This is a genomic window from Halomonas sp. DP3Y7-2 (genome assembly GCF_019800795.1).
In the GTDB taxonomy this organism is placed as follows: Bacteria; Pseudomonadota; Gammaproteobacteria; order Pseudomonadales; family Halomonadaceae; genus Halomonas; species Halomonas litopenaei_A.
This window is the reverse complement of the sequence record NZ_JAHVKJ010000010.1, coordinates 1-21,851: the sequence shown is the minus strand read 5'-3', so window position 1 is coordinate 21,851 and position 21,851 is coordinate 1. Positions and strand designations below refer to the sequence as shown.

Genomic DNA, 21,851 nt, shown 5'->3' with positions numbered 1-21,851 from the left:
AATCAAAGGGCACAGAAAAGTCGCGAGAGAAGGTGGCCTGACGCCAGCCTTCTTCGCAATTAATCCCAAGTTTGCGTGTCCGATCGTTATACTGACGGCACACATGGATGACCGCCGAGCCCGGACTGCTCGCGGCATGGACAACGGGATGGCTATGTTTCACGCGCCGCTGCGACGACTGATCAAACTATGGACAGAGGTCCGCCTGGCCGAGCCGGCTCCGCTGCAGCTCAATCCCGACCTGCCGACGTTGTATGTGCTGCCAAGGCCAGCACTCAGCGATGTGCTGCTGCTGGATGCCTACTGTCGGGAGCATGGACTGCCTCCCGCCCACGGCAAGTTGGCGGAGCTTTCACTGCCACGCTGCGTAGCGCTTCCGGCTCGTGGCTCGCGCCTGTGGCGCGGCCGCGCGACCAGCGTTGCTCCATTTACCCAGCTTGTCGCCAACGGTATCCAGGTCCAGCTAGTACCGGTCAGCGTGTTCTGGGGTCGCGCCCCGGGCAAGAATTTCGGCTTCTGGCACCTGCTGGCAGCAGATAGCTGGCAACTAACCGGGCGAGTTCGACGGGCCTTGTCGGTCTTGATCAACGGCCGCGATGTGGAGCTGCAGTTCGGCGCGCCTCTGCACCTCGAGGAGCTGCACAATGGAGACCCATCGCTCACCAACCGCAAGGCCGCTCGCCTGCTTCGCGTGCATTTTCGCCGCGTGCGCACACGGGTGCTGGGCCCGGATCTGTCTCACCGCAGCACCATGATCCAGGGCGTCGTGGCCAGCGATGCGGTACGCCACGCCATCGGACAGCAGGTCGACCAGGGGATGTCGCCCTCGCGGCTAAAGCGACGTGCGCGCCGTTACGGACATGAGATTGCGGCAAACATGACCTATCCGGTGTTGCGCTTCCTTGCCGGTGCCCTGCGGCGGTTGTGGAATCGCCTGTACGATGGCGTCGATGTGACCGGCCTGGACAAGGTCAAGTCCCTGGCAGGCGATCACACCCTGATCTACGTGCCCTGCCACCGCAGTCATATCGACTACCTGCTGCTGTCCTACGTGCTTTACCGAGAGGGGCTGATGCCGCCGCACATCGCGGCGGGCAAGAACCTCAACATGCCGATCATCGGCCCCCTGTTGAGGCGCGGCGGGGCCTTCTTCCTGCGCCGCAGCTTCCGCGACAACCGGCTCTATGGCGCCGTCTTCAACGAGTACCTGCATCGCTTGCTGGCCGGTGGCTACCCGATGGAGTACTTCATCGAAGGCGGGCGTTCGCGAAGTGGCCGCATGTTGTCTCCGCGTCCCGGCATGCTGGCCATGACCCTGACCTCATTCATGCGCTGTCAACGCGGCGACGACCGCCCGATGGTGTTCGTGCCTGTCTACATTGGCTATGAGCGCATTCTCGAGAACTCGAGCTATCAGCGCGAACTGAGCGGCGGCAAGAAGCGCAAGGAATCACCGCTGGGTCTGTTGCGGGTCATTGGCCGGCTGCGAGAGCCTTACGGCCGGGTCGCCGTCAATATCGGGGAACCGCTGCCCATCGCCGACTTCCTTGACCGGTCCGCCCCGGAGTGGCGCACTAGCGGGGCCGATGATCACCCCTGGTTGAAACCCACGGTCACGGGTCTTGGACACCTGCTGACGCAGCGTATCAATGAGGTCGCCGCGCTGAATGCTGCCAACCTGACCGGCCTTGCCCTGCTGGCGTCACCTTATCGCGCATTGGAACACGCGACGCTGTGTGACCAGTTGGCGCTGCTGAGCCGGCTTGCCCGCAGTCCGGCCTGCGCCCAGACGCCCAGTTTACCGGCCGAATCGCCAGAGGACTGTGTGACCAAAGCCGTCGCGCTGGAGCTGGTCGAACGCCACCATCACCGCCTGGGTGATATCGTCAGTGCCACCCCCGCACAGGCCGCGCAACTGGCCTGGTATCGCAACAATGTGCTGCACCTGTTTGCTCTGCCGGCCCTGGTGGCCTTTGCCTTCCGTAGCCGAACTCAGCGCAGCCCAGCAGAGCTGCACGACCTGCTGCGTCCTCTATGGCCACCCTTGGCACATGAATTCTGCATCAGCGATGATGCCGATCTTGGAGAGCGTATCGATGCCATCCTGACCAGCCTGTGTGATCTCGACCTGCTGGAACGCTACGGCGCGAGCTTCACCCCGAAGGACAGCCTGGCGGCGCGGGAGCGGCTGCAGCTGGTCGGACGCATGATTCAGCCGTCGCTGGAACGCAACGCGCTGCTGATCGAAGTTCTGCTGCACGCGGGCAGCGGCACCCTGACCCGGCAGGAATTGACCGAGCGCTCCCGCGACCTGGCAGAACGGCTAGGCCTGCTCAGCGGCCGCGAGGCACCGGAATTCTTTGATCCCAAACTGTTCGAGACATTGATCGACACCCTGGGGCAGGAAGGCTGGATCTGGCTTGACCAGCAGCAGGTCCACTTCGATGAGTGTCTCAGACAAGCCGCCCAGCGTGCCTCTCGCTTGCTCGATGCATCACTGCGCAGACGCCTGGCGCTGATCACCCGCTACCGCGAAAACAGTGACGTGCGCGACCGCCAGTCCGCGCTCAACCCTGAGCCTTGAGCGAGCGATGCACGTAGATATCGTAGCGGCTGGTTTTCTCTTCCAGCCGGTGCCTTGGCTCGGGCCCATCGATCGGCGGAGCCTTGCGCGGGCGCTTGACCACCACCCGGTGAGTCGCCACATCAAGCGCCGCCTCCAGCAAGCGCGGCGCGTCAGCATCATCACCGGCCAACTCCCGGAAAACCCGCATCTCCTTCTTGACCAGCGCGGACTTGTCCCGATGAGGAAACATGGGATCGAGATGGATCACTTCGGGTGCCTTGTGATGGTCCGCCACCAGCTCGGCGAGATCACGGCTGCTGTCGCCGTGACATAGGGTCATGCGCTGCGCCGCGTCACGGGTTTCCTCGCAGCCACGTGCCCGTTGCAGGCCATCGTCAAGCAGCGCGGCAATGGCGGCCACCCGCTCGATCAGCAGCACATCGGCACCCAGGCTCGCCAGTACGAAGGCGTCACGCCCGAGCCCAGCGGTGGCATCGACCACCTGGGGCGTAATACCCTTTGCCAGGCCACAGGCCCTGGCCACCAGCTGACCGCGTCCTCCGCCGAAGCGTCGGCGATGACCATCACGACCACCGATGAAGTCGACCCACAGTGGCTTGCCGTAGAGTGCCTCATCTCCTGCCAGCACTAGCCGTCCCTGCTCATCTCGCTCAAGCAAAAGCCCGGCTTCGGGGCAATGCTCCAGCGTGAAGGGCAAGGCGAGCCCTGGGGCCAAGCGTACGCTCACTGAGCACGCTTCCTTTCCGTCTTCTTCCAGGCCACCTGGTCTCGAAGATAGACAGGCTGAGCGTCATGGGGCCGCTGACCGCCGCCAGCGTCGAACACCTCCACGGCAAGTCGCGCCATGTCTTCGGCAGCCGGATCGATGTCCACCACTGTCAGGTTCAGGTTGGCCTGGAGCTCTGCCGGCATCTGATCCCACAGGGCCCAGCCAGACCCAAGCCCCACCCAGTCATGATCCTCATGCTCTCGAGGCAGTAGCAGCCGCTCAGGTGGCAACACCGCTTCGTCCACCAACGCTACAGGCAGGCCATCATCGATACGCCAGGCAGCGGCATAGACTTCACCCATACGAGCGTCCAGAGCCGTCACCATGTAACGATAACGGTGGCTGCGATAACCGCTCAGAGCCAGCGCTTGCAGCGTCGACACGCCGATCAGCGGACGTCCCAGACCATAGGCAAGCCCCTGAGCCACTCCCGCGGCGATTCGCAGTCCAGTGAACGAGCCTGGCCCACGACCGTAAGCCACGGCATCCAACGCATTGGCCGAGACACCAGCCTCTGCCAATACCTCATCCACCATCGGCATCAAACGCCGAGTGTGCTCTCGCGGGGTGTGCGCAAAACGTGCCAGCACTTCATCCGGCTGGCCGTCGATACGGCGCAGCAAGGCCGCAGAACAGGCGCTGGAAGAAGCGTCGAGGGCCACAATCAGGGTCATGTTGGACTCATCCTGCAAGGGAAAAACCGGCTCATTATAAAGCAAGTGACCGGAAAATGGGGGGAGCCGGTACCCGAGCTCGTCGGACATTTGGCGGGCTCACTCGACGGGCTGATTTGACAGGCTATGCCCGATAAACGACCACGGCCCGCCAATGGCGGGCCGTGGTCAGCGATGCACGGGCGGGAAGCCTGACTAGCCCTCCAGGGCCTCGAGCACCTGACGGGTGATGTCGTCCACGCTGCCGACACCTGCGACACGGTGGTAGCGAGGTGCAGCCTCAGGCGCCTCGGCTGCCCACTCCTGGTAGTAACCCACCAGCGGCTCGGTCTGTTCGTGATACACGGACAGGCGATTGCGCACGGTGCTCTCGCTGTCGTCTTCACGCTGGATCAGCGCCTCGCCGGTGACGTCATCCTTGCCTTCTTCCTTCGGCGGATTGTAGACGACGTGATAGACGCGACCGGATGCCGGGTGGACGCGACGACCGGCCAGGCGATTGACGATCTCTTCATCGGCCACGGCAATTTCCAGCACGTGGTCAATCTTCACACCACCGTCCTTCATGGCGTCGGCCTGGGGAATGGTGCGGGGGAAGCCGTCGAACAGGAAGCCATTGGCACAGTCAGGCTGAGCGATGCGCTCCTTCACCAGAGCGATGATGATGTCATCGGACACCAGACCGCCGGTATTCAGGATTTCCTTCACCTTGAGCCCCAGCTCACTGCCTTCCTTGACCGCTGCGCGCAGCATGTCGCCAGTGGAAATCTGCGGAATGTCATAACGCTCGCAGATGAATTGAGCCTGGGTGCCCTTGCCGGCTCCCGGTGCACCCAAGAGGATCAAACGCATCAGTAGAACTCCTTCGAAAAAGCGAAAAATTCGGGGTGAAGAATAAGGTTAGCGAACAATACCCGCGCAGCTCTGGCGACACAACCTGAGACAACCGCCACAGCACCGGAAAAAGAGGATAAACAACTGTAATATCAAATAACTAAATACTGGATTGCACTTTCGTCAGGCGTCATCAAAGGTTCATGATTCGCGTGACGTAGCACAGCATGGCACCAAAACCTCTGACCAGGTGAAGGGCCACTTGATGAGCGGGCCGCCAACGACGAACGGCGCCTTGCGGCGCCGTTCGTTGCTCCCAGGTGGAGCAGGCTTACAGCAGCAGACGCCGGACGTCGGTCAGCAGCTGTCCCAGCAGCGCGGTAAAGCGCGCCGCGTCGGCCCCGTTCACCGCACGGTGATCATAGGACAGCGACAGCGGCATCATCAGGCGTGGCTGGAAGGCCGCACCATCCCATACCGGCTTCATGGACGCCTTGGACACCCCGAGAATCGCCACTTCAGGCGGGTTCACAATGGGGGTGAAGGCGGTGCCGCCAATCGACCCAAGGCTCGAGATGGTGAAACAGCCACCGGTCATCTCTTCGCGCTTGAGTTTCTTGGACTGGGCTTTCTTGGCCAGCTCCACCGACTCCTTGGCCAGGTCGATCAGCGACTTCTTGTCGGCATCACGAATCACCGGCACCATCAGGCCGTCAGGCGTATCCACGGCGATGCCGATATGCACATACTTCTTGTGCACCACGGTCTCGCCGTCGGCCTTGAGGCTGACGTTGAACTGCGGGTACTTGGCCAGGGCGTATGCACACGCCTTGATCATGAACGGCAGCGGCGTCAGTTTCGCACCCTGAGCCTCGGCTTCCGCCTTCATCGACTTGCGGAAAGCCTCGAGCTCGGTGATGTCGGCCTCGTCAAACTGCGTCACGTGGGGAATGTTGACCCAGCTGCGATGCAGGTTGTTGGCGCCCATCTTCATCAAGCGGCCCATCGGCTTCTCTTCGATCTCACCGAACTGGCTAAAGTCCTGATCGGGAATCGGCGGAATACCGGAACCACCCGCGGCAGCTGCCGGAGCGGATGCCCCCTGGCTCTTGCCTTGATTGGCCATGGCCTGCTTGACGTAGTTTTGGACGTCTTCCTTGAGCACTCGGTCCTTGGGACCGGAGGGCTTGACCAGGCCAAGATCGACACCCAGCTCACGTGCCAGCATGCGCACCGCCGGACCCGCGTGCACGTTCTTGGCATCGCGAGGCTTGTCCGCCACGGCAGAGCCCTTGGCGCTATCCGCAGAACCGCCGCCAGACGCCTGCTGCTTGGACGCCTCCTGCTTGGGCGCCGCCTGCTTAGCCGCTTCCTGCTTGGGCGCTGCCTTCTTCTTGGGCGCTGCACCGGCCACTTCGATATAGCCGATCAAGTCACCCTCGGAAACGGTGTCGCCTTCCTTGACCGACAGTTCGACCACCTTGCCCTTGAAGGGGCTTGGCACGTCCATGGAGGCCTTGTCGGACTCCAGCGTGATCAGGGCGTCTTCGACATCGACCTCATCACCCTCACTGACGGCCATCTCGATGATCGGCACGTCACTGGAACCGGAGAGATCCGGCACGCGCACTTCCTGACGGCCGCCTTCTGCGGCGGCGTCATCATCGTCACCGTCATCCTCGGATGCAGGCTCGCTGGCCTCAGGCGCGCTGGCGGGCGCAGCGTCATCCGGCGCGCCAGCATCCTCGTCGCCGCCTTCACCCGCCACTTCCATGGTGCCGATCACATCGCCTTCGGAGACCGTGTCGCCTTCCTTCACGCTCAGGCTGACCAACTTGCCGGCGTGGGGGCTGGGCACATCCATGGAAGCCTTGTCGGACTCCAGGGTGATCAGGGTATCTTCTTCGGCGACATCATCGCCTTCGGACACCGCCACTTCGATGATCTCCACATCGCTGGAGCCACCGAGATCTGGAACCTTGATCTCCACGGTACGACTGCCGCCGCTCTGCTTGGGAGCAGGCTTGCTGTCGCTGGCCGCTGACGCCTCCTGCTGGCTGTCGGCCTCCGCCTTGGGGGCGTCGTCCTTGGCATCGTCAGCCGCGTCGTTGCCTGCGTCGGCATCGCCACCGCCTTCGGCTTCGATCTCGACGATGTCGTCACCTTCGGAGACGGTATCCCCTTCCTTGACCAGCACCTTGATGACCTTGCCGCCCTTGGGCGCGGGCACATCCATGCTGGCCTTGTCCGACTCCAGGGTGATCAGCGTATCTTCCGCTTCGATCACGTCGCCCTCGGATACGGCGATCTCGATGATTTCTACATCGGTGTCCCCACCGATATCGGGCACTTTGATGATTTCGCTACTCAAGGTCGCGCTCCTTCAAACTCTTGACGGAGGCGGGCCTCCCGGCCCGCCATGCCACCGAACATTCCCTTGTCGCCTCAGACGTCCAGGGGGTTGGGCTTGTTCGGGTCGATGTCGTACTTCTTGAGTGCCTCGGCCACGACCTTGCGATCGATCTCGTCGCGATCCGCCAGCGCCTTGAGCGCCGCCACGGTGACGTAGTAACGATCCACCTCGAAGAAGGCACGCAGCGCTTCGCGAGTGTCGGAGCGACCGTAGCCGTCGGTGCCCAGTACATGATAGTCGGTCGGCATCCAGGCGCGAACCTGGTCGGCGTACAGCTTCATGTAGTCGGTGGACGCGATAGCCGGACCCTTGCGCCCTTCCAGGCACTTGGTGACATGGGGCTTCTCGGGCTTGGCCTCGGGGTTGATGAAGGCCTGACGATCGAGACCGAGCGCTTCACGACGCAGCTCGTTGAAGCTGGTCACGCTCCAGATATCCGAGCCGACACCCCATTCTTCGGCAAGCATTTCAGCGGCAGCCTCGACTTCGCGCAGGATGGTACCCGACCCCAGCAGCTGGACGTGTCCCTTCTTGCCTTCGGTCTCGCGCAGCAGATACATGCCCTTGATGATGTCCTCGGCAGGAATCTCGGCAAGCTCCGGGTGCTCGTAGTTTTCGTTCATCAGGGTCAGGTAGTAGAAGCAGTTCTCCTTGTCGGCGAACATGCGCTTCAAACCATCCTGCACGATGACGGCCACTTCGTGGGCGTAAGTGGGATCGTAGGTCCGGCAGTTCGGGATCATCGCTGCCTGCAGCAGGCTGTGCCCGTCCTGGTGCTGGAGACCTTCGCCATTAAGCGTGGTACGGCCGGCGGTGCCGCCACACAGGAAGCCTCGCGCCTGCATGTCACCCGCGGCCCAGGCCAGATCACCGATACGCTGGAAGCCGAACATCGAGTAGTAGATGTAGAACGGCAACAACGTGGTGTTGTTGTTCGAGTAGGACGTGGCGGCGGCAATCCACGCCGACATGGCGCCGGCCTCGGTGATGCCTTCCTCGAGGATCTGACCTTTCTGATCCTCGCGGTAGAACATGATCTGTCCCTTGTCGACGGGCTCGTACTTCTGCCCTTCGGAGGTGTAGATCCCGAGCTGACGGAACATCCCTTCCATGCCGAAGGTACGGGCCTCGTCGGGGATGATCGGCACCACGCGCTTACCGATCTTCTTGTCCTTGACCAGGCCATTCAGGACACGCACGAAGGCCATGGTGGTGGACACCTCGCGGCCCTTGGACCCTGCGGTCTGGGACGCGAAGGTCTTGTCGTCAAGACCAGGAATTTCCAGCGCTTCAAAGTCCGCACGACGACTCGGCAGGTAGCCACCCAGCTGCTCGCGGCGGTAGTGCATGTACTTCATTTCCGGAGAGTCATCTTCGGGCTTGTAGTACGGCACATCCTTGAGCTGCTCGTCGGAGATGGGAATGCCGAAGCGATCACGGAACCGCTTGAGCGCTTCGTACTCCATGGTCTTGACCTGGTGGGCTTCGTTGGCCGCCTCACCATCGCCGCCACCCATGCCGTAGCCCTTGACGGTATGCGCCAGGATCACGGTGGGACGGCCGTTGGCATTGGTGGTCGCCTCGTGATACGCCGCGTAGACCTTGAACGGGTCATGACCACCACGGTTGAGCTTCCAGATGTCCTCGTCGGACATGTCCTTGACCAAGTCGGCGGTTTCCGGGTACTTGCCGAAGAAGTGCTCCCGGGTGTACGCGCCGCCGTTGGCCTTGTAATTCTGGTAGTCGCCGTCGACCGCCTCGTCCATGCGCTTCTGCAGCATGCCCTTCTTGTCTTTCTCGAACAGCGGATCCCAGTGGCGTCCCCAGACGACCTTCAGCACGTTCCAGCCGGCGCCGCGGAAGACACCTTCGAGCTCGTCGATGATGCGGGAGTTACCGCGCACCGGGCCGTCGAGACGCTGCAGGTTGCAGTTGATGACAAAGATGAGGTTGTCGAGTTTTTCGCGGCTGGCCAGGTGAATGGCACCGAGGGATTCCGGCTCGTCACACTCGCCGTCACCCATGAAGCACCAGATCTTGCGGTCCTGCATATCATGCAGTTCGCGGGAGTGCAGGTACTTCATGACGTGGGCCTGGTAGATCGCCTGGATCGGGCCCAGACCCATGGACACCGTGGGGAACTGCCAGAAATCCGGCATCAGCCAGGGGTGCGGGTAAGAGGACAGGCCATTGCCGTCCACTTCCTGGCGGTAGCTGTCCATCTGCTCTTCGGTCAGACGACCTTCAAGGTAGGCACGGGCATAGATACCCGGCGCCACGTGGCCCTGGATATAGATCAGGTCGCCTTCGAAGTCTCCGTTCGGGGCGCGGAAGAAGTGGTTGAAGCCCACGTCATACAGCGTCGCGGAGGACATGAAACTGGCGATGTGGCCACCAAGCCCTGGCTTGGCACGGTTATTACGAATGACCTGGGCAATGGCGTTATAGCGGATCACCGAGCGGATACGACGCTCCATGAACAGGTCGCCCGGCATCGGCGCTTCACAGTGCACCGGAATGGTGTTGCGATGCGGGGTGGTGACCGAGAAGGGCACCTGCATGCCGTCCTGGCGATAACGGTCGGCGAGCCGTGTCATCAGGTACCGGGCACGATCCTCGCCCTCGCGATCCAGGACTGACTCCAGGGAATCCAACCATTCCTGGGTTTCGACCGGATCGAGATCTTCTCTTGAACCAAGACTCATAGAACGTCTCTCCGAATGACGATGGGGGTCCACTGCCCCGCGATCGAGGCCAATGAGCGAGCGGGATTGAGGAGTAATCCCCGGCCGCCTCGCAGCGTCAGGCATGTAGTAATATTACGAGATTATCCGTGCCAACCGGGCACGATTGGGCAAGAAGATACCTCAATCGCCCTGCACTGCCAATTGAACCAGCTATGGAAATGTTTTTCAATTCAGCTATATTGCACTGCAACACAATGGCTTAGCCACGCTCCTCTGCCAGTTATGTGACGAAAGTCAGCCACTTGTAAACAAACTACCGTTTGACACCCGGCTCGCGACCAAACTATGCAAGAACGCTGGCCTAGGGCATCGACTCGCGGCACTGCAAACAGCGGCGCAGGTAAGCCCAGTCAAAAGACGGACCCGGGTCGTCCTTGCGTAGTGGGGCGATTCGAGCATGACTGGTCAGCCTTTCGGGGGTGATGAGTGGATAGGCGTCAAACAGATCGTGCAGCACCTGTGCCAGACGTCGGTATTGTGCGTCTCGATATGGCGTCGATGGATCACCTTCGAGTTCGATGCCAATGGAAAAGTCATTCAGCTCGTCACGCATGCGATGCCCATCGAACCAGCGCGAGCGCCCAGCGTGCCAGGCGCGAGCCTCGAAGGGGGCAAACTGCACGCACTCGCCATCTCGACGAATCAGCAGATGCGCGGACACCTTGAGCCCCGCTATCTTGGCAAAGTAAGGATGGGCCTCTGGCACCAGCCGGTTACAGAACAGCGCTTCGATATGATCACCGCCAAACTCGCCCGGCGGCAGGCTGATCGAATGCAGCACCACCGCAGACACTTCCTGGTCTGGCCGCTCATTGATGTTCGGTGAAGGCACCTGGCGAGCACCGTTCAACCATCCGTTCACACAGGTCACTGGCCTCTCCTTGCCGGTATCGGAGTCTGTCGCCCAGGCACTGACGCCGAGGCTTATCCCCCCTATAATGTCGGCTCCACGCGCCGCAATACAGAGATATCCATGCATTTCCAGGACGCCCTTGCCGAAGAGATCCGCAACAGCGCCGCTCGCCTGCTGGCAGAGGATGTCGGCCCGGTGGACATTACGGCTCAGCTGATTCCCGAAAAACACCAGGGCCACGCCCGAGTCATCAGCCGCGAACCGGCCATCCTGTGCGGCGTGGCTTGGGTCGATGAGCTGTTCCGCCGCCTTGACCCGCGCGTCACCTTGACCTGGCATGCAGCCGACGGTGATCGACTGACGCCCGACGTGCCATTTCTTGAGCTGACAGGCCCTGCCAGGAGCCTGCTCACCGGCGAGCGGGCCGCCCTGAACCTGCTGCAGACGCTATCTGCCACGGCCACTCGCACGCGCCACTATGTGGACCTGCTGGAAGGGACCGGGGTCAAGCTGCTGGACACCCGCAAGACGCTACCCGGCATGCGCGTCGCGCAGAAATATGCGGTGGCCTGCGGGGGCGGCACCAATCACCGGATTGGGCTCTACGATGCCTTCCTGATCAAGGAAAATCACATCTGGGCCTGCGGCGGTATCGCCGGAGCAGTGAAGGAAGCACGCGGCATCGCCAAGGATCTCACCGTGGAGGTCGAAGTCGAGACCTTTGATGAGCTCAACCAGGCGCTGGCAGCCGGTGCAGATGTCATCATGCTGGACAACTTCTCGCTGGACGATATGCGCGAAGCCGTGCGCCAGGTCGCCGGTCGCGCCACGCTGGAGGCCTCCGGCAATGTCGATGAGACCACCCTGAAAGCGATCGCTGACACCGGCGTCGACTGCATTTCCAGCGGCGCCTTGACCAAGGACATCAAGGCGATTGACCTGTCCATGCGGATGGTGGAAGACGGCCCAGCTAGCTGACAGAGGCTTACGGCGGACTCGTTACTGGATAGAGGGCCTATCGCTGACAGAGGGCTTATAGAGCGTACCCCCGCACGCTGGCAGGCGTGCGGCCGGGTCATCGTCTCAGCGAAATGTCAGAGCCCACGTCAGAGCCCACGTCAGAGCCATGTCAGCGTCATTTGAGAGCCTTGCTCAGACACAGGCGAGGCAGCCGTTCCCCGTTACGCTCGACCCACTCTTCGCCATGGGATACCCAGCCAGCCCTGAGCAAGGGTTCGGCCAACAGCAGGCTGGCCTCGATGATCATTCGTCTGGCCCCCGCCTGCTTGAGTCGTTCCTCCGCCAGCTCGAGCAGACGCCCGCCGATCCCCTGTCCAGCCAGGGATGGCCAGACGTAAAGCGTCTCGATTCTGGCACGGGCGATGTCGTACTCGACAAAGCCGACACAGCGGCCGTCACAGTCCGCCACCAGGGTCGTAAACAGTGCCTGACGAGCCCGCCAGGCAGCGCCCTCGCGGGGCAATGCAGAGGCCCAGGCATGACGTTGCTCGATGCTGTAATGACGGCTGGCACCGGTCATGACCGCGTGATAGAACACTTCCGCCTGGTCCGAGGCGTCATCCGCCAGGGCTTCGCGATAGCGGATACGCGGAAGCCGGACTTCCTGTGCGGGCGATGCTGGATGAGGGGCAGACATGAAAGACACTCCTGGGGGACTGGCAGCCATCAACCTCTCCTGGCGAGGTTCGCCAAGCCTACCCACAAGCCGAGCTCTGTCCAATAGCCAGCTCCATCTTGATACCAGCCGAGAGAAGATAATGCCCCACTGCTTTGCCATGACACGATGCCTGCATCCGCTGATCACCGGTACGTCGGCCCTCCCTGCGACGCCACTCGACCATGTTCCCCTTGCCGGAGCCACTGCCTGAGCATGTCCGACTCCAGCTTCACGCTTACCCCCATCGGCACCATTCACAGCGACTTTCCCGACAAGTTTGGTGTCCCCAGGCAGCCAGGCCTGGTCAAGGACGCCAGAGCCTGGCTCACACTCGAGGGCGAGTTTGCCGACCCCTTGGCGGTCAGAGGCCTCGATGAGTTCAGCCACCTGTGGCTGACCTTCATCTTTCACCTTAGTCCGCAACGCTGGAAACCGATGGTTCGGCCGCCTCGCCTGGGCGGAAATGCCCGAATGGGCGTATTCGCCAGCCGCAGCACGCATCGTCCCAACCGTCTCGGGCTATCTTTGGTCGAGCTCCTCGACATCGACACCACCGCGGGCGTCAGTTTGCTGTTAGCCGGCGCTGACCTGGTGGATGGCACCCCGGTGGTCGATATCAAGCCGTATCTGCCCTGGACCGAAAGCCGGCCCGATGCCAGGGCGGGGTTCGCCCCCACCGCCCCCATCCAGCATGCCGTGTCCTTTTCTTCCGAAGCGCAGGCTGCACTGGATGATCACCCACACGGGGCATCGCTTAGGCGCTTGATTGTTCAGGTCCTGAGCCAAGATCCTCGACCGGCCTATCGAGGTGATGACGACCAACGCCAGTACGGCGTCAGCCTGCGCGACGTCAACGTGCGCTTCCATGTCGAGCATGAGCATGAAAAAGGCGCCCTGCGCTTCTGCGTGGACGCCCTGGAGCGGAACAGATGAGACGATAAGTAACGTAGAGCTTTCAGGTGACTGCGGCCTTGCCTAAAGAGCTGCGCTACCCAATAAATCCTACGACATCGGCTAGCGCCTCCCTCAGCTGGGATCCGCCGCCTGCAACAGGCGGCTGGCCACCCAGCCTACCGCACGATCATCATCGACGTAGACGTGGCTCCAGCCATCGACCTCCCCGATCACGTGGACCTGCTCACCTTGGCCGGCCCACTCAATCACGGGGAAGGCGGTCGAGCCCCCTTCACGCACATTGGCTCCGCGTACCTTGATCTGCTTGACCGCGAGCCCCGCCAGGACGGCGTCGAGGTTTTCCGCGGCCACGGCGACCCCGGCTGAAGACGCCAGTGAGAAACGACTCAAGGCCTGGCCAATATCACGCTCTACTCCCGCTCCCTTGAGGTACAACAGCCCAAGGTTGTTCTGGGCCAGCGGCGAGCCCGCCTCAGCGGCTTGGCGATACCACTCGGCCGCCTTGGCGGCATCCTGGGGGACCAGTCGTCCCGCTTCATAGAGCCCGGCGAGTTCAAGCGCTGACGAGACGCTACCGAGCTCTGCCGCTCGCTCCAGCAGCGACACGGCTTGTCCGATGTTCTGCTCGACGCCTCGCCCCTCGAGAAACAGGATGCCGAGGTTATGCAGTGCGTCCTTGTCACCCTGTTGCGCCAGAGGCAGCCACTGTTCATACGCGGCGGGGTAGTTGCCACTGACATAGGCATCGATGCCGCTTTGCACGCTTGCCAGGGCCATTGCTGGCGTCAGCAGCAAGCCCGCTACTACGCTTATCCATCGCTTCATTGCTTCACACCCTCTTCCAACATATGTCCATGCGACACCCCACACCATGCAACGCGGGAATGCATTCTCAGTCGATCACCCCGGAGACACCTAGCCCCACCGTCGGCCCCCCATGGGATGCGCCGATCCCTAGCCCCACACTCCAGCGACCGTCATCTGCCGTGCGCCGGAGGCTCACACCCAGGGCCGATTCGCCGTTGTGGTAGCCAGTACCGATGTGGTAGGTGAACTTCCCCGCGACATAAGGGGCATCCGCCATAGCGGCCAGGGCGGCGATGCCACCACTGGCATCACGCTCGACTTCATTGATCTTGTCGCTGAGATGGTCATAGGCGTGGCTGAACTTGCTATCCAGTGCATTCAGCTGGCCAAGGTTGACCGCATCGTAGGTCGACGTCCCTGACGCTACATTGTGGATCTGAACAGGCTCCCCCTCCTTCCCGAGGCTGACAGATCCATAGTCGACGCTGCCGTCATCCTTGCGGTCATAGTTGACAGCGCCCTCCTGCACGGACTTGAGCTGACGCACATTGACGGCATCGGTGTCTTCGGTACCACCGGCCACGTGGGTGATCTGGCGCTCACTGCCTTCGCTCCCGACCGACAGCGCGCCCTGGGACGATGCCACCGCAACGTCAGAAAAAGCCTCCTGCTTGCCATTCATGCCTTCGCGATCGGCAATTGCCCCGCTACCCAGAGCCACGCCACCCTTGGACTCAGCGACAGCCTTGCCGCCAATGGCGATGCTGTCATCGCCCTTGGCCTGGGCGGCAGGAGCGCTGGAGTTGGCCTGGAAGTACTGGCTGTCCTGCGCCGACACTTGCAGATCGCCAACGTCTTCCATCAGGTCCCAGATCTGACCGCCATTGACGGCCTCGCTACTGCCTTGGCTGATGCTGCCATCCGCTACGTTGGTGATAAGCGTACCGCCAGTGCCCCCTAGCGTGATCTGACCCTTGTCACCGTCTGCATCATATTGCACCGCGCTATTCGCCAGCGCTGCGACATCGCCATTCATGTCATCGATGACGTCCTCGATGCCATCCACATCGCCTTCCACCCGGGCCACGCGGTCATTCGTGTCCTTGAGCTGGCTGCCGTTGACCGCTTCCTTGCTATCACTGGCAATCTTGCCGTCAGCCACGCCATCCAGCACCGTGCCGGCCGCCGCTCTTGTCTTGGCGCCGAAGGTCACTCGTCCCCAGTTGACGCTGCCATCGCCCATGCGGTCGTAGGCCACCAGCTCGTTCATCGCCTGATGGGTCGCAAAGAGCTGACTTCCATTGATGGCATCGGTGGAATCCGCCGCCACACGTCCCGCCGCCAAGTGGGTCAGCGTGCGCTCCTTGCCCACTGTGCCAACACTGACCGTCGCCAGGGGGGAACCGCCTGCCACTGTTCGAGACTGACCAAGCAGGGTAATCGCATTCGTTGCCACGGCATCCTCGGTCACGGACTGCGCGCCCAGGGCAACAGCACCCGCCTGAGTGGCCTTGGCCCCGGCACCGAGAGCCACGGACTGTTCCCCGCCACCCTGTGCCGACGAGCCGATTGTCACCGCATCGGCCAGGGAGCTATGAGCCTGGTCGCCGATGGCAATTGCCCCGGCCGCGGATGCTTCCACCTTGGCTTGGTAACCGACACCGATGGCGTCGTCGGCATTGACCACAGCACCGGGGCCCGCCGCCATGGCATTGTCACCTGACGCAACGGAGTCCTCGTCGACGATGCCGTTGGCATGGAAGAACAGCGCATTGGTATCTGATAGCGAGCCGATGGCCCCCTTGAGCTGACGCAAGGTCACCGCGTCATGGTCCTCGACACCATCGGCAACATGAGTGACCTGTCGGTACTCGCCAGTCTGGCCAACGGAGACTTCACCCAACAAGGTACCGTCATCGGTGTTGTAGGCGACCTCACCGGAGCCTGCTGCAAACTGCCCAGAAACAGGCGCAGTGGCGCGATCAGCCTTTGCCCCGCTGCCCAGTGCGACGCTGGACGCGACGCTAACAGAGGCTCCCTTACCAATGGCGAGGCTGTTGTCACCCATGGCGCTGGCAGAGGGCCCCATTGCCAGGCTATCCACACCTGTGGCGACAGACGCGTCACCAGTGGAGTTGGCCTTGTAGTAGCGCGCGTTAGCCTCTATGCCTCCGATGGCATCGATATTGTCCTGAATGTCATCGTGGTTATCGCTGATGGCATTGGTGTTGCTGGTGATATCCCCCGTATTGGTAGAGATATTGCCGGTGTTGAGGGTGATGGCATCCGCGTTATCTTGGATCGCATCCGTATTGGTACCGATATCGGTTTCCGCCGTGCTCAGGCGGGTATCCAATCCCCCCACCGCCTGGTTGGTGGCGTACAGCTGGCTGCCGTTCACCGCATCGGTGCTGATGGCAGACAGGCGTCCCGCCGCCACGTGGGTAATGGTGCGCTCGGCGCCGCTGGTGCCCACGCTGACGGTGCCTGTCGGGGCCTTGCCAGCAAGGTCGTACGTCGTCCCCGCCAGCGTCACCTCCGCCGTGCCCACCGCGGTTTCCGTGGTAGCCCCGTTGCCCAGCGCTACGCTGTTGGCAATGCTGGCGTTGGCCCCATTACCGATGGCCACGCTATTGGTGGCGCTGGCCTTCGCCACTGGGCCCATGGCCAGACTATCGGTACCGCTGGCATCGGCGCCATTCAGGGTGGAGTTGGCCTGGTAATACTTGCTGTCACCGGCCACACCCTCGAGCTGATTTTGCACCTCCCACAGCTGATCACCACTCACCGCATCGCGGCTACCATCGGCCACCGTGCCGTTGGCCAGGTTGGTGATCTTGGTGCCGATATTGTCGCCATCGCCATTTGTGGTACCGATCAGGGTGATGGTGCCAGGCGTGACCTTCCCATCAGTATCGCGATCGTACTGCACCGCGCCGTCGCCCAGCTTGGCGATGGCATCCGTATTGGTGGAGATATTGCCGGTGTTGAGAGTGATGGCATCCGCGTTATCTTGGATCGCATCCGCATTGGTGCCGATATCGGTTTCCACCGTGCTCAGGCGGGTATCCAGCCCCCCCACCGCCTGGTTGGTGGCGTACAGCTGGCTGCCGTTCACCGCATCGGTGCTGTCCGCGGTCAGGCGTCCTGCCGCGACGTGGGTGATCGTACGCTCGGCACCGCTGGTGCCCACGCTGACCGTGCCCGTCGGGGCCTTGCCAGCAAGGTCGTACGTCGTCCCCGCCAGCGTCACCTCCGCCGTGCCCACGGCGGTTTCCGTGGTGGCCCCATTACCCAGCGCCACGCTATTGGCAATGCTGGCGTTGGCCCCATTACCGATGGCCACACTGTTGCTGGCACTGGCCTTGGCCACTGGGCCCATGGCCAGGCTGTCGGTACCGCTGGCATCGGCGCCATTCAGGGTGGAGTTGGCCTGGTAATACTTGCTGTCACCGGCCACACCCTCGAGCTGGTTCTGTACCGTCCACAGCTGACCACCGCTCACCGCATCGCGGCTACCATCGGCCACAGTGCCGTTGGCCAGGTTGGTGATCTTGGTGCCGATGTTGTTGTCGTCACTGTCCTTACCGCCCGCCAGGGTGATGGTGCCAGGCGTCACATTACCGTCGGTATCCCGGTCATACTGCACCGCGCCGTCGCCCAGTTCAGCGATGGCATCCGTATTGGTAGAGATATTGCCGGTGTTGAGGGTGATGGCATCCGCATTATCTTGGATCGCATCCGCATTGGTGCCGATATCGGTCTCCGCCGTGCTCAGGCGGGTATCCAGTCCCCCCACCGCCTGGTTGGTGGCATAGAGCTGGCTGCCATTCACCGCATCGGTGCTGGTGGCAGACAGGCGTCCCGCCGCCACATGGGTGAGAGTGCGCTCGGCACCGCTAGTGCCCACGCTGACGGTGCCTGTCGGGGCCTTGCCAGCAAGGTCGTATGTCGTCCCCGCCAGCGTCACCTCCGCCGTGCCCACCGCGGTTTCCGTGGTAGCCCCGTTGCCCAGCGCTACGCTGTTGGCAATGCTGGCGTTGGCCCCATTACCGATGGCCACACTGTTAGTGGCGCTGGCCTTGGCCACCGGGCCCATGGCCAGGCTGTCGGTACCGCTGGCATCGGCGCCATTCAGGGTGGAGTTGGCCTGGTAATACTTGCTGTCACCGGCCACACCCTCGAGCTGGTTCTGTACCGTCCACAGCTGATCACCGCTGACCGCATCGCGACTGCCTTCGGCCACGTCACCGTTGGCCAGGTTGGTGATCTTGGTGCCGATATTGTCGCCATCGCCATTTGTGGTACCGATCAGGGTGATGGTGCCAGGCGTGACCTTCCCATCAGTATCGCGATCGTACTGCACCGCGCCGTCGCCCAGCTTGGCGATGGCATCCGTATTGGTGGAGATATTGCCGGTGTTGAGAGTGATGGCATCCGCGTTATCTTGGATCGCATCCGCATTGGTGCCGATATCGGTTTCCACCGTGCTCAGGCGGGTATCCAGCCCCCCCACCGCCTGGTTGGTGGCGTACAGCTGGCTGCCGTTCACCGCATCGGTGCTGTCCGCGGTCAGGCGTCCTGCCGCGACGTGGGTGATCGTACGCTCGGCACCACTGGTGCCCACGCTGACAGTGCCCGTCGGGGCCTTGCCAGCAAGGTCGTACGTCGTCCCCGCCAGCGTCACATCCGCCGTGCCCACCGCGGTTTCCGTGGTGGCCCCATTACCCAGCGCCACGCTATTGGCAATGCTGGCGTTGGCCCCATTACCGATGGCCACACTGTTGCTGGCACTGGCTTTGGCCACTGGGCCCATGGCCAGGCTGTCGGTACCGCTGGCATCGGCGCCATTCAGGGTGGAGTTGGCCTGGTAGTACTTAGCATCACCCTGCAGGTCGGTGATGGCGGAGGTATTTCCCCCAATGGCGGTGGTATTACCCTCAATGGACGCCTTATTGGCATCGGCCAACGTCTTATTGGCGGTGATATTGCCTTCCGCCGTGTCCATACGGCCATCCAGCCCATCCACCTCCTGATTGGTGGCGTAGAGCTGGCTGCCATTGACCGTATCGGTACTGCTCGCGGATAGCTGGCCCGCCGCAACGTTGGTGATGGTGCGCTCGCTACCCGCTGCCCCCACGCTGACGGTGCCCTTGGCATCGCCACCGGCGAAGGTGTGCTCGGTACCGGCTACGGTGCCTTTTGCGGTATCTACGATAGCGGCCGTGGTAGCACCATTACCTAGGGCCACGCTGTCTGCCACCGAGGCATTGGCCCCATTACCGATGGCCACACTGTTAGTGGCGCTGGCCTTGGCCACCGGGCCCATGGCCAGGCTATCGGTACCGCTGGCATCGGCGCCATTCAGGGTGGAGTTGGCCTGGTAGTACTTAGCATCACCCTGCAGGTCGGTGATGGCGGAGGTATTTCCCCCAATGGCGGTGGTATTACCCTCAATGGACGTCTTATTGGCATCGGCCAACGTCTTGTTGGCGGTGATATTGCCTTCCGCTGTGTCCATACGGCCGTCCAGCCCATCCACCTCCTGATTGGTGGCGTAGAGCTGGCTGCCATTGACCGCATCGGTACTGGTCGCGGATAGCTGGCCCGCCGCAACGTTGGTGATGGTGCGCTCGCTACCCGCTGCCCCCACGCTGACGGTGCCCCTGGCATCGCCACCGGCAAAGGTGTGCTCGGTGCCCGCTACCGTGCCCTTGGCGGTATCCACGATGGCGGCCGTGGTCGCTCCGTTACCCAGGGCCACGCTGTCGGCCACCGTGGCCTTGGCGCCATTGCCAATAGCCACACTATTGGCCTTGTCCGCCACCGCAGCTGGTCCCATGGCCAGGCTATCGGCGCCGGTGGCCGACGCCGCCGTGCCGGTGGAGTTGGCCTGGTAGTACTTGGCATCACCCTGCAAGTCGGTGATGGCGGTGGTGTTCTGCGTAATGTTACCCGCGTTCGTCGAAATATTACCGGCGTTGGTCGTGATATTGCCTTCCGCCGTGTCCATACGGCCATCCAGCCCATCCACCTCCTGATTGGTGGCATATAGCTGGCTGCCGTTCACCGCATCGGTACTGGTCGCTGAAAGACGCCCCGCCGCAACGTTGGTAATGGTCCGCTCACTACCGACGGTGCCCACGCTGACGGTGCCCTTGGCATCGCCACCGGCGAAGGTGTGCTCGGTACCGGCCACGGTACCCTTGGCGGTATCGACGATGGCGGCCGTGGTAGCCCCGTTACCCAGGGCCACGCTGTCAGCCACCGAGGCGTTGGCCCCGTTGCCGATAGCCACGCTGTTGGTGGCGCTGGCCTTGGCCTCTGGGCCCATAGCCAAGCTATCGGTGCCAGTGGCCGACGCCGCCGTGCCGGTGGAGTTGGCCTGGTAGTACTTGGCATCACCCTGCAAGTCGGTAATAGCCGTGGTATTTCCACCAATGGCGGTGGTGTTCTCCTCAATGGAAACCTTATTGGCATCGGCCAATGCCTTATTGGAGGTGATATTGCCTTCCGCCGTGTCCATACGGCCATCCAGCCCATCCACTTCCTGATTGGTGGCGTAGAGCTGGCTGCCATTGACCGCGTCGGTACTGGTAGCAGACAGGCGTCCCGCCGCCACATTGGTGATGGTGCGCTCGCTACCGACGGCGCCCACGCTGACGGTGCCCTTGGCATCGCCACCGGCGAAGGTGTGCTCGGTACCGGCCACGGTGCCTTTTGCGGTATCCACAATGGCAGCCGTGGTAGCACCACTACCCAGGGCAACGCTGTCGGCCACCGTGGCCTTGGCGCCATTGCCAACAGCCACACTGTTGGCCTTGTCCGCCACAGCAGCTGGCCCCATGGCCAGACTGTCGGTGCCGGTGGCAGACGCCGCCGTGCCGGTAGAGTTGGCCTGGTAATACTTGGCATCACCCTGCAAGTCGGTGATGGCAGTGGTGTTGGTCGTAATGTTGCCAGCGTTCGTCGAGATATTACCGGCGTTGGTCGTGATATTGCCTTCCGCCGTATCCATACGGCCGTCCAGCCCATCCACCTCCTGATTGGTGGCATACAGCTGGCTGCCGTTCACCGCATCGGTACTGGTCGCGGATAGTTGTCCCGCCGCCACGTTGGTGATGGTGCGCTCGCTACCCACTGCCCCCACGCTGACAGTGCCCTTGGCATCGCCACCGGCAAAGGTGTGCTCGGTGCCCGCCACGGTGCCCTTGGCGGTATCCACGATGGCAGCCGTGATGGCACCGTTACCCAAGGCCACGCTGTCTGCCACCGAGGCGTTGGCCCCGTTGCCGATAGCCACGCTGTTGGTGGCGCTGGCCTTGGCCTCTGGGCCCATAGCCAAGCTATCGGTGCCGGTGGCCGACGCCGCCGTCCCGGAGGAGTTGGCCTGGTAGTACTTGGCATCACCCTGCAAATCGGTGATAGCAGTAGTGTTGGTCGTAATGTTGCCCGCGTTCGTCGAGATATTACCGGCGTTGGTCGTGATATTGCCTTCCGCCGTATCCATACGACCGTCCAGCCCATCCACCTCCTGATTGGTGGCATAGAGCTGGCTGCCATTGACCGCATCG

12 protein-coding genes and 1 pseudogene are annotated in these 21,851 nt (G+C 62.4%); 3 read left to right on the top strand and 10 right to left on the bottom strand.

The genetic code is table 11. The features are described from left to right. Positions 1–148: 148 nt before the first annotated feature. A complete protein-coding gene (gene plsB, locus KUV45_RS12465) occupies positions 149–2,584 on the top strand; it encodes a glycerol-3-phosphate 1-O-acyltransferase PlsB (protein ID WP_224851831.1) in 2,436 nt (811 codons plus the stop codon). On the opposite strand, the gene KUV45_RS12460 is transcribed toward plsB, so the two are convergent. The 6 genes from KUV45_RS12460 to ampD all read right to left on the bottom strand — a co-directional run bounded on the left by KUV45_RS12460 (position 2,568) and on the right by ampD (position 10,895). Beyond that, positions 2,568–3,314: a class I SAM-dependent methyltransferase gene (locus tag KUV45_RS12460; RefSeq protein WP_374107033.1), complete on the bottom strand. Its 747-nt coding sequence runs from the start codon at positions 3,312–3,314 to the stop codon at positions 2,568–2,570. The two genes, plsB and KUV45_RS12460, sit on opposite strands and share 17 nt — an antisense overlap. Next, complete coding sequence (gene tsaB, locus KUV45_RS12455; RefSeq protein ID WP_222161673.1) at positions 3,311–4,030, bottom strand: tRNA (adenosine(37)-N6)-threonylcarbamoyltransferase complex dimerization subunit type 1 TsaB; 720 nt, start codon at positions 4,028–4,030, stop codon at positions 3,311–3,313. Before tsaB ends, KUV45_RS12460 begins: the two co-directional genes overlap by 4 nt. A gap of 195 nt (positions 4,031–4,225) precedes the next feature. Further along, positions 4,226–4,882: an adenylate kinase gene (gene adk, locus KUV45_RS12450; RefSeq protein WP_222161672.1), complete on the bottom strand. Its 657-nt coding sequence runs from the start codon at positions 4,880–4,882 to the stop codon at positions 4,226–4,228. Positions 4,883–5,195: 313 nt separating this feature from the next. Then, entirely contained in the window at positions 5,196–7,235 is a 2,040-nt protein-coding gene (gene aceF, locus KUV45_RS12445) for a pyruvate dehydrogenase complex dihydrolipoyllysine-residue acetyltransferase (RefSeq protein ID WP_222161671.1), read from the bottom strand. A 74-nt stretch (positions 7,236–7,309) separates the two neighbouring features. Then, positions 7,310–9,982, bottom strand: coding sequence for a pyruvate dehydrogenase (acetyl-transferring), homodimeric type (gene aceE, locus KUV45_RS12440; protein ID WP_222161670.1), 2,673 nt, complete (start codon positions 9,980–9,982; stop codon positions 7,310–7,312). A gap of 343 nt (positions 9,983–10,325) precedes the next feature. Beyond that, positions 10,326–10,895, bottom strand: a complete 570-nt coding sequence (gene ampD / locus KUV45_RS12435; RefSeq protein ID WP_224851832.1) for a 1,6-anhydro-N-acetylmuramyl-L-alanine amidase AmpD — start codon at positions 10,893–10,895, stop codon at positions 10,326–10,328. Positions 10,896–10,997: 102 nt separating this feature from the next. Between ampD and nadC the strand changes: the two genes are divergently transcribed. Beyond that, on the top strand, positions 10,998–11,855 hold the full coding sequence (gene nadC / locus KUV45_RS12430) for a carboxylating nicotinate-nucleotide diphosphorylase (RefSeq protein WP_206940016.1): 858 nt from the start codon (positions 10,998–11,000) through the stop codon (positions 11,853–11,855). Positions 11,856–12,012: 157 nt separating this feature from the next. Here the strand turns inward: nadC and KUV45_RS12425 are convergent, their stop codons facing one another. After that, the gene (locus tag KUV45_RS12425; protein WP_222161668.1) at positions 12,013–12,534 is read right to left on the bottom strand and encodes a GNAT family N-acetyltransferase; all 522 of its coding nucleotides are present in this window, start codon (positions 12,532–12,534) and stop codon (positions 12,013–12,015) included. Between the two features lie 234 nt (positions 12,535–12,768). Between KUV45_RS12425 and tsaA the strand changes: the two genes are divergently transcribed. Beyond that, positions 12,769–13,488, top strand: coding sequence for a tRNA (N6-threonylcarbamoyladenosine(37)-N6)-methyltransferase TrmO (tsaA, locus tag KUV45_RS12420; protein WP_222161667.1), 720 nt, complete (start codon positions 12,769–12,771; stop codon positions 13,486–13,488). A 93-nt stretch (positions 13,489–13,581) separates the two neighbouring features. Here the strand turns inward: tsaA and KUV45_RS12415 are convergent, their stop codons facing one another. The 3 genes and pseudogenes from KUV45_RS12415 to KUV45_RS20470 form a co-directional block, all read right to left on the bottom strand. Next, positions 13,582–14,295: an SH3 domain-containing protein gene (locus KUV45_RS12415; protein WP_222161666.1), complete on the bottom strand. Its 714-nt coding sequence runs from the start codon at positions 14,293–14,295 to the stop codon at positions 13,582–13,584. A 67-nt stretch (positions 14,296–14,362) separates the two neighbouring features. Continuing rightward, positions 14,363–21,787: a hypothetical protein gene (locus KUV45_RS12410; RefSeq protein ID WP_374107038.1), complete on the bottom strand. Its 7,425-nt coding sequence runs from the start codon at positions 21,785–21,787 to the stop codon at positions 14,363–14,365. Between the two features lie 6 nt (positions 21,788–21,793). Further along, positions 21,794–21,851, bottom strand: a pseudogene (locus tag KUV45_RS20470) (hypothetical protein); the annotation flags it as partial.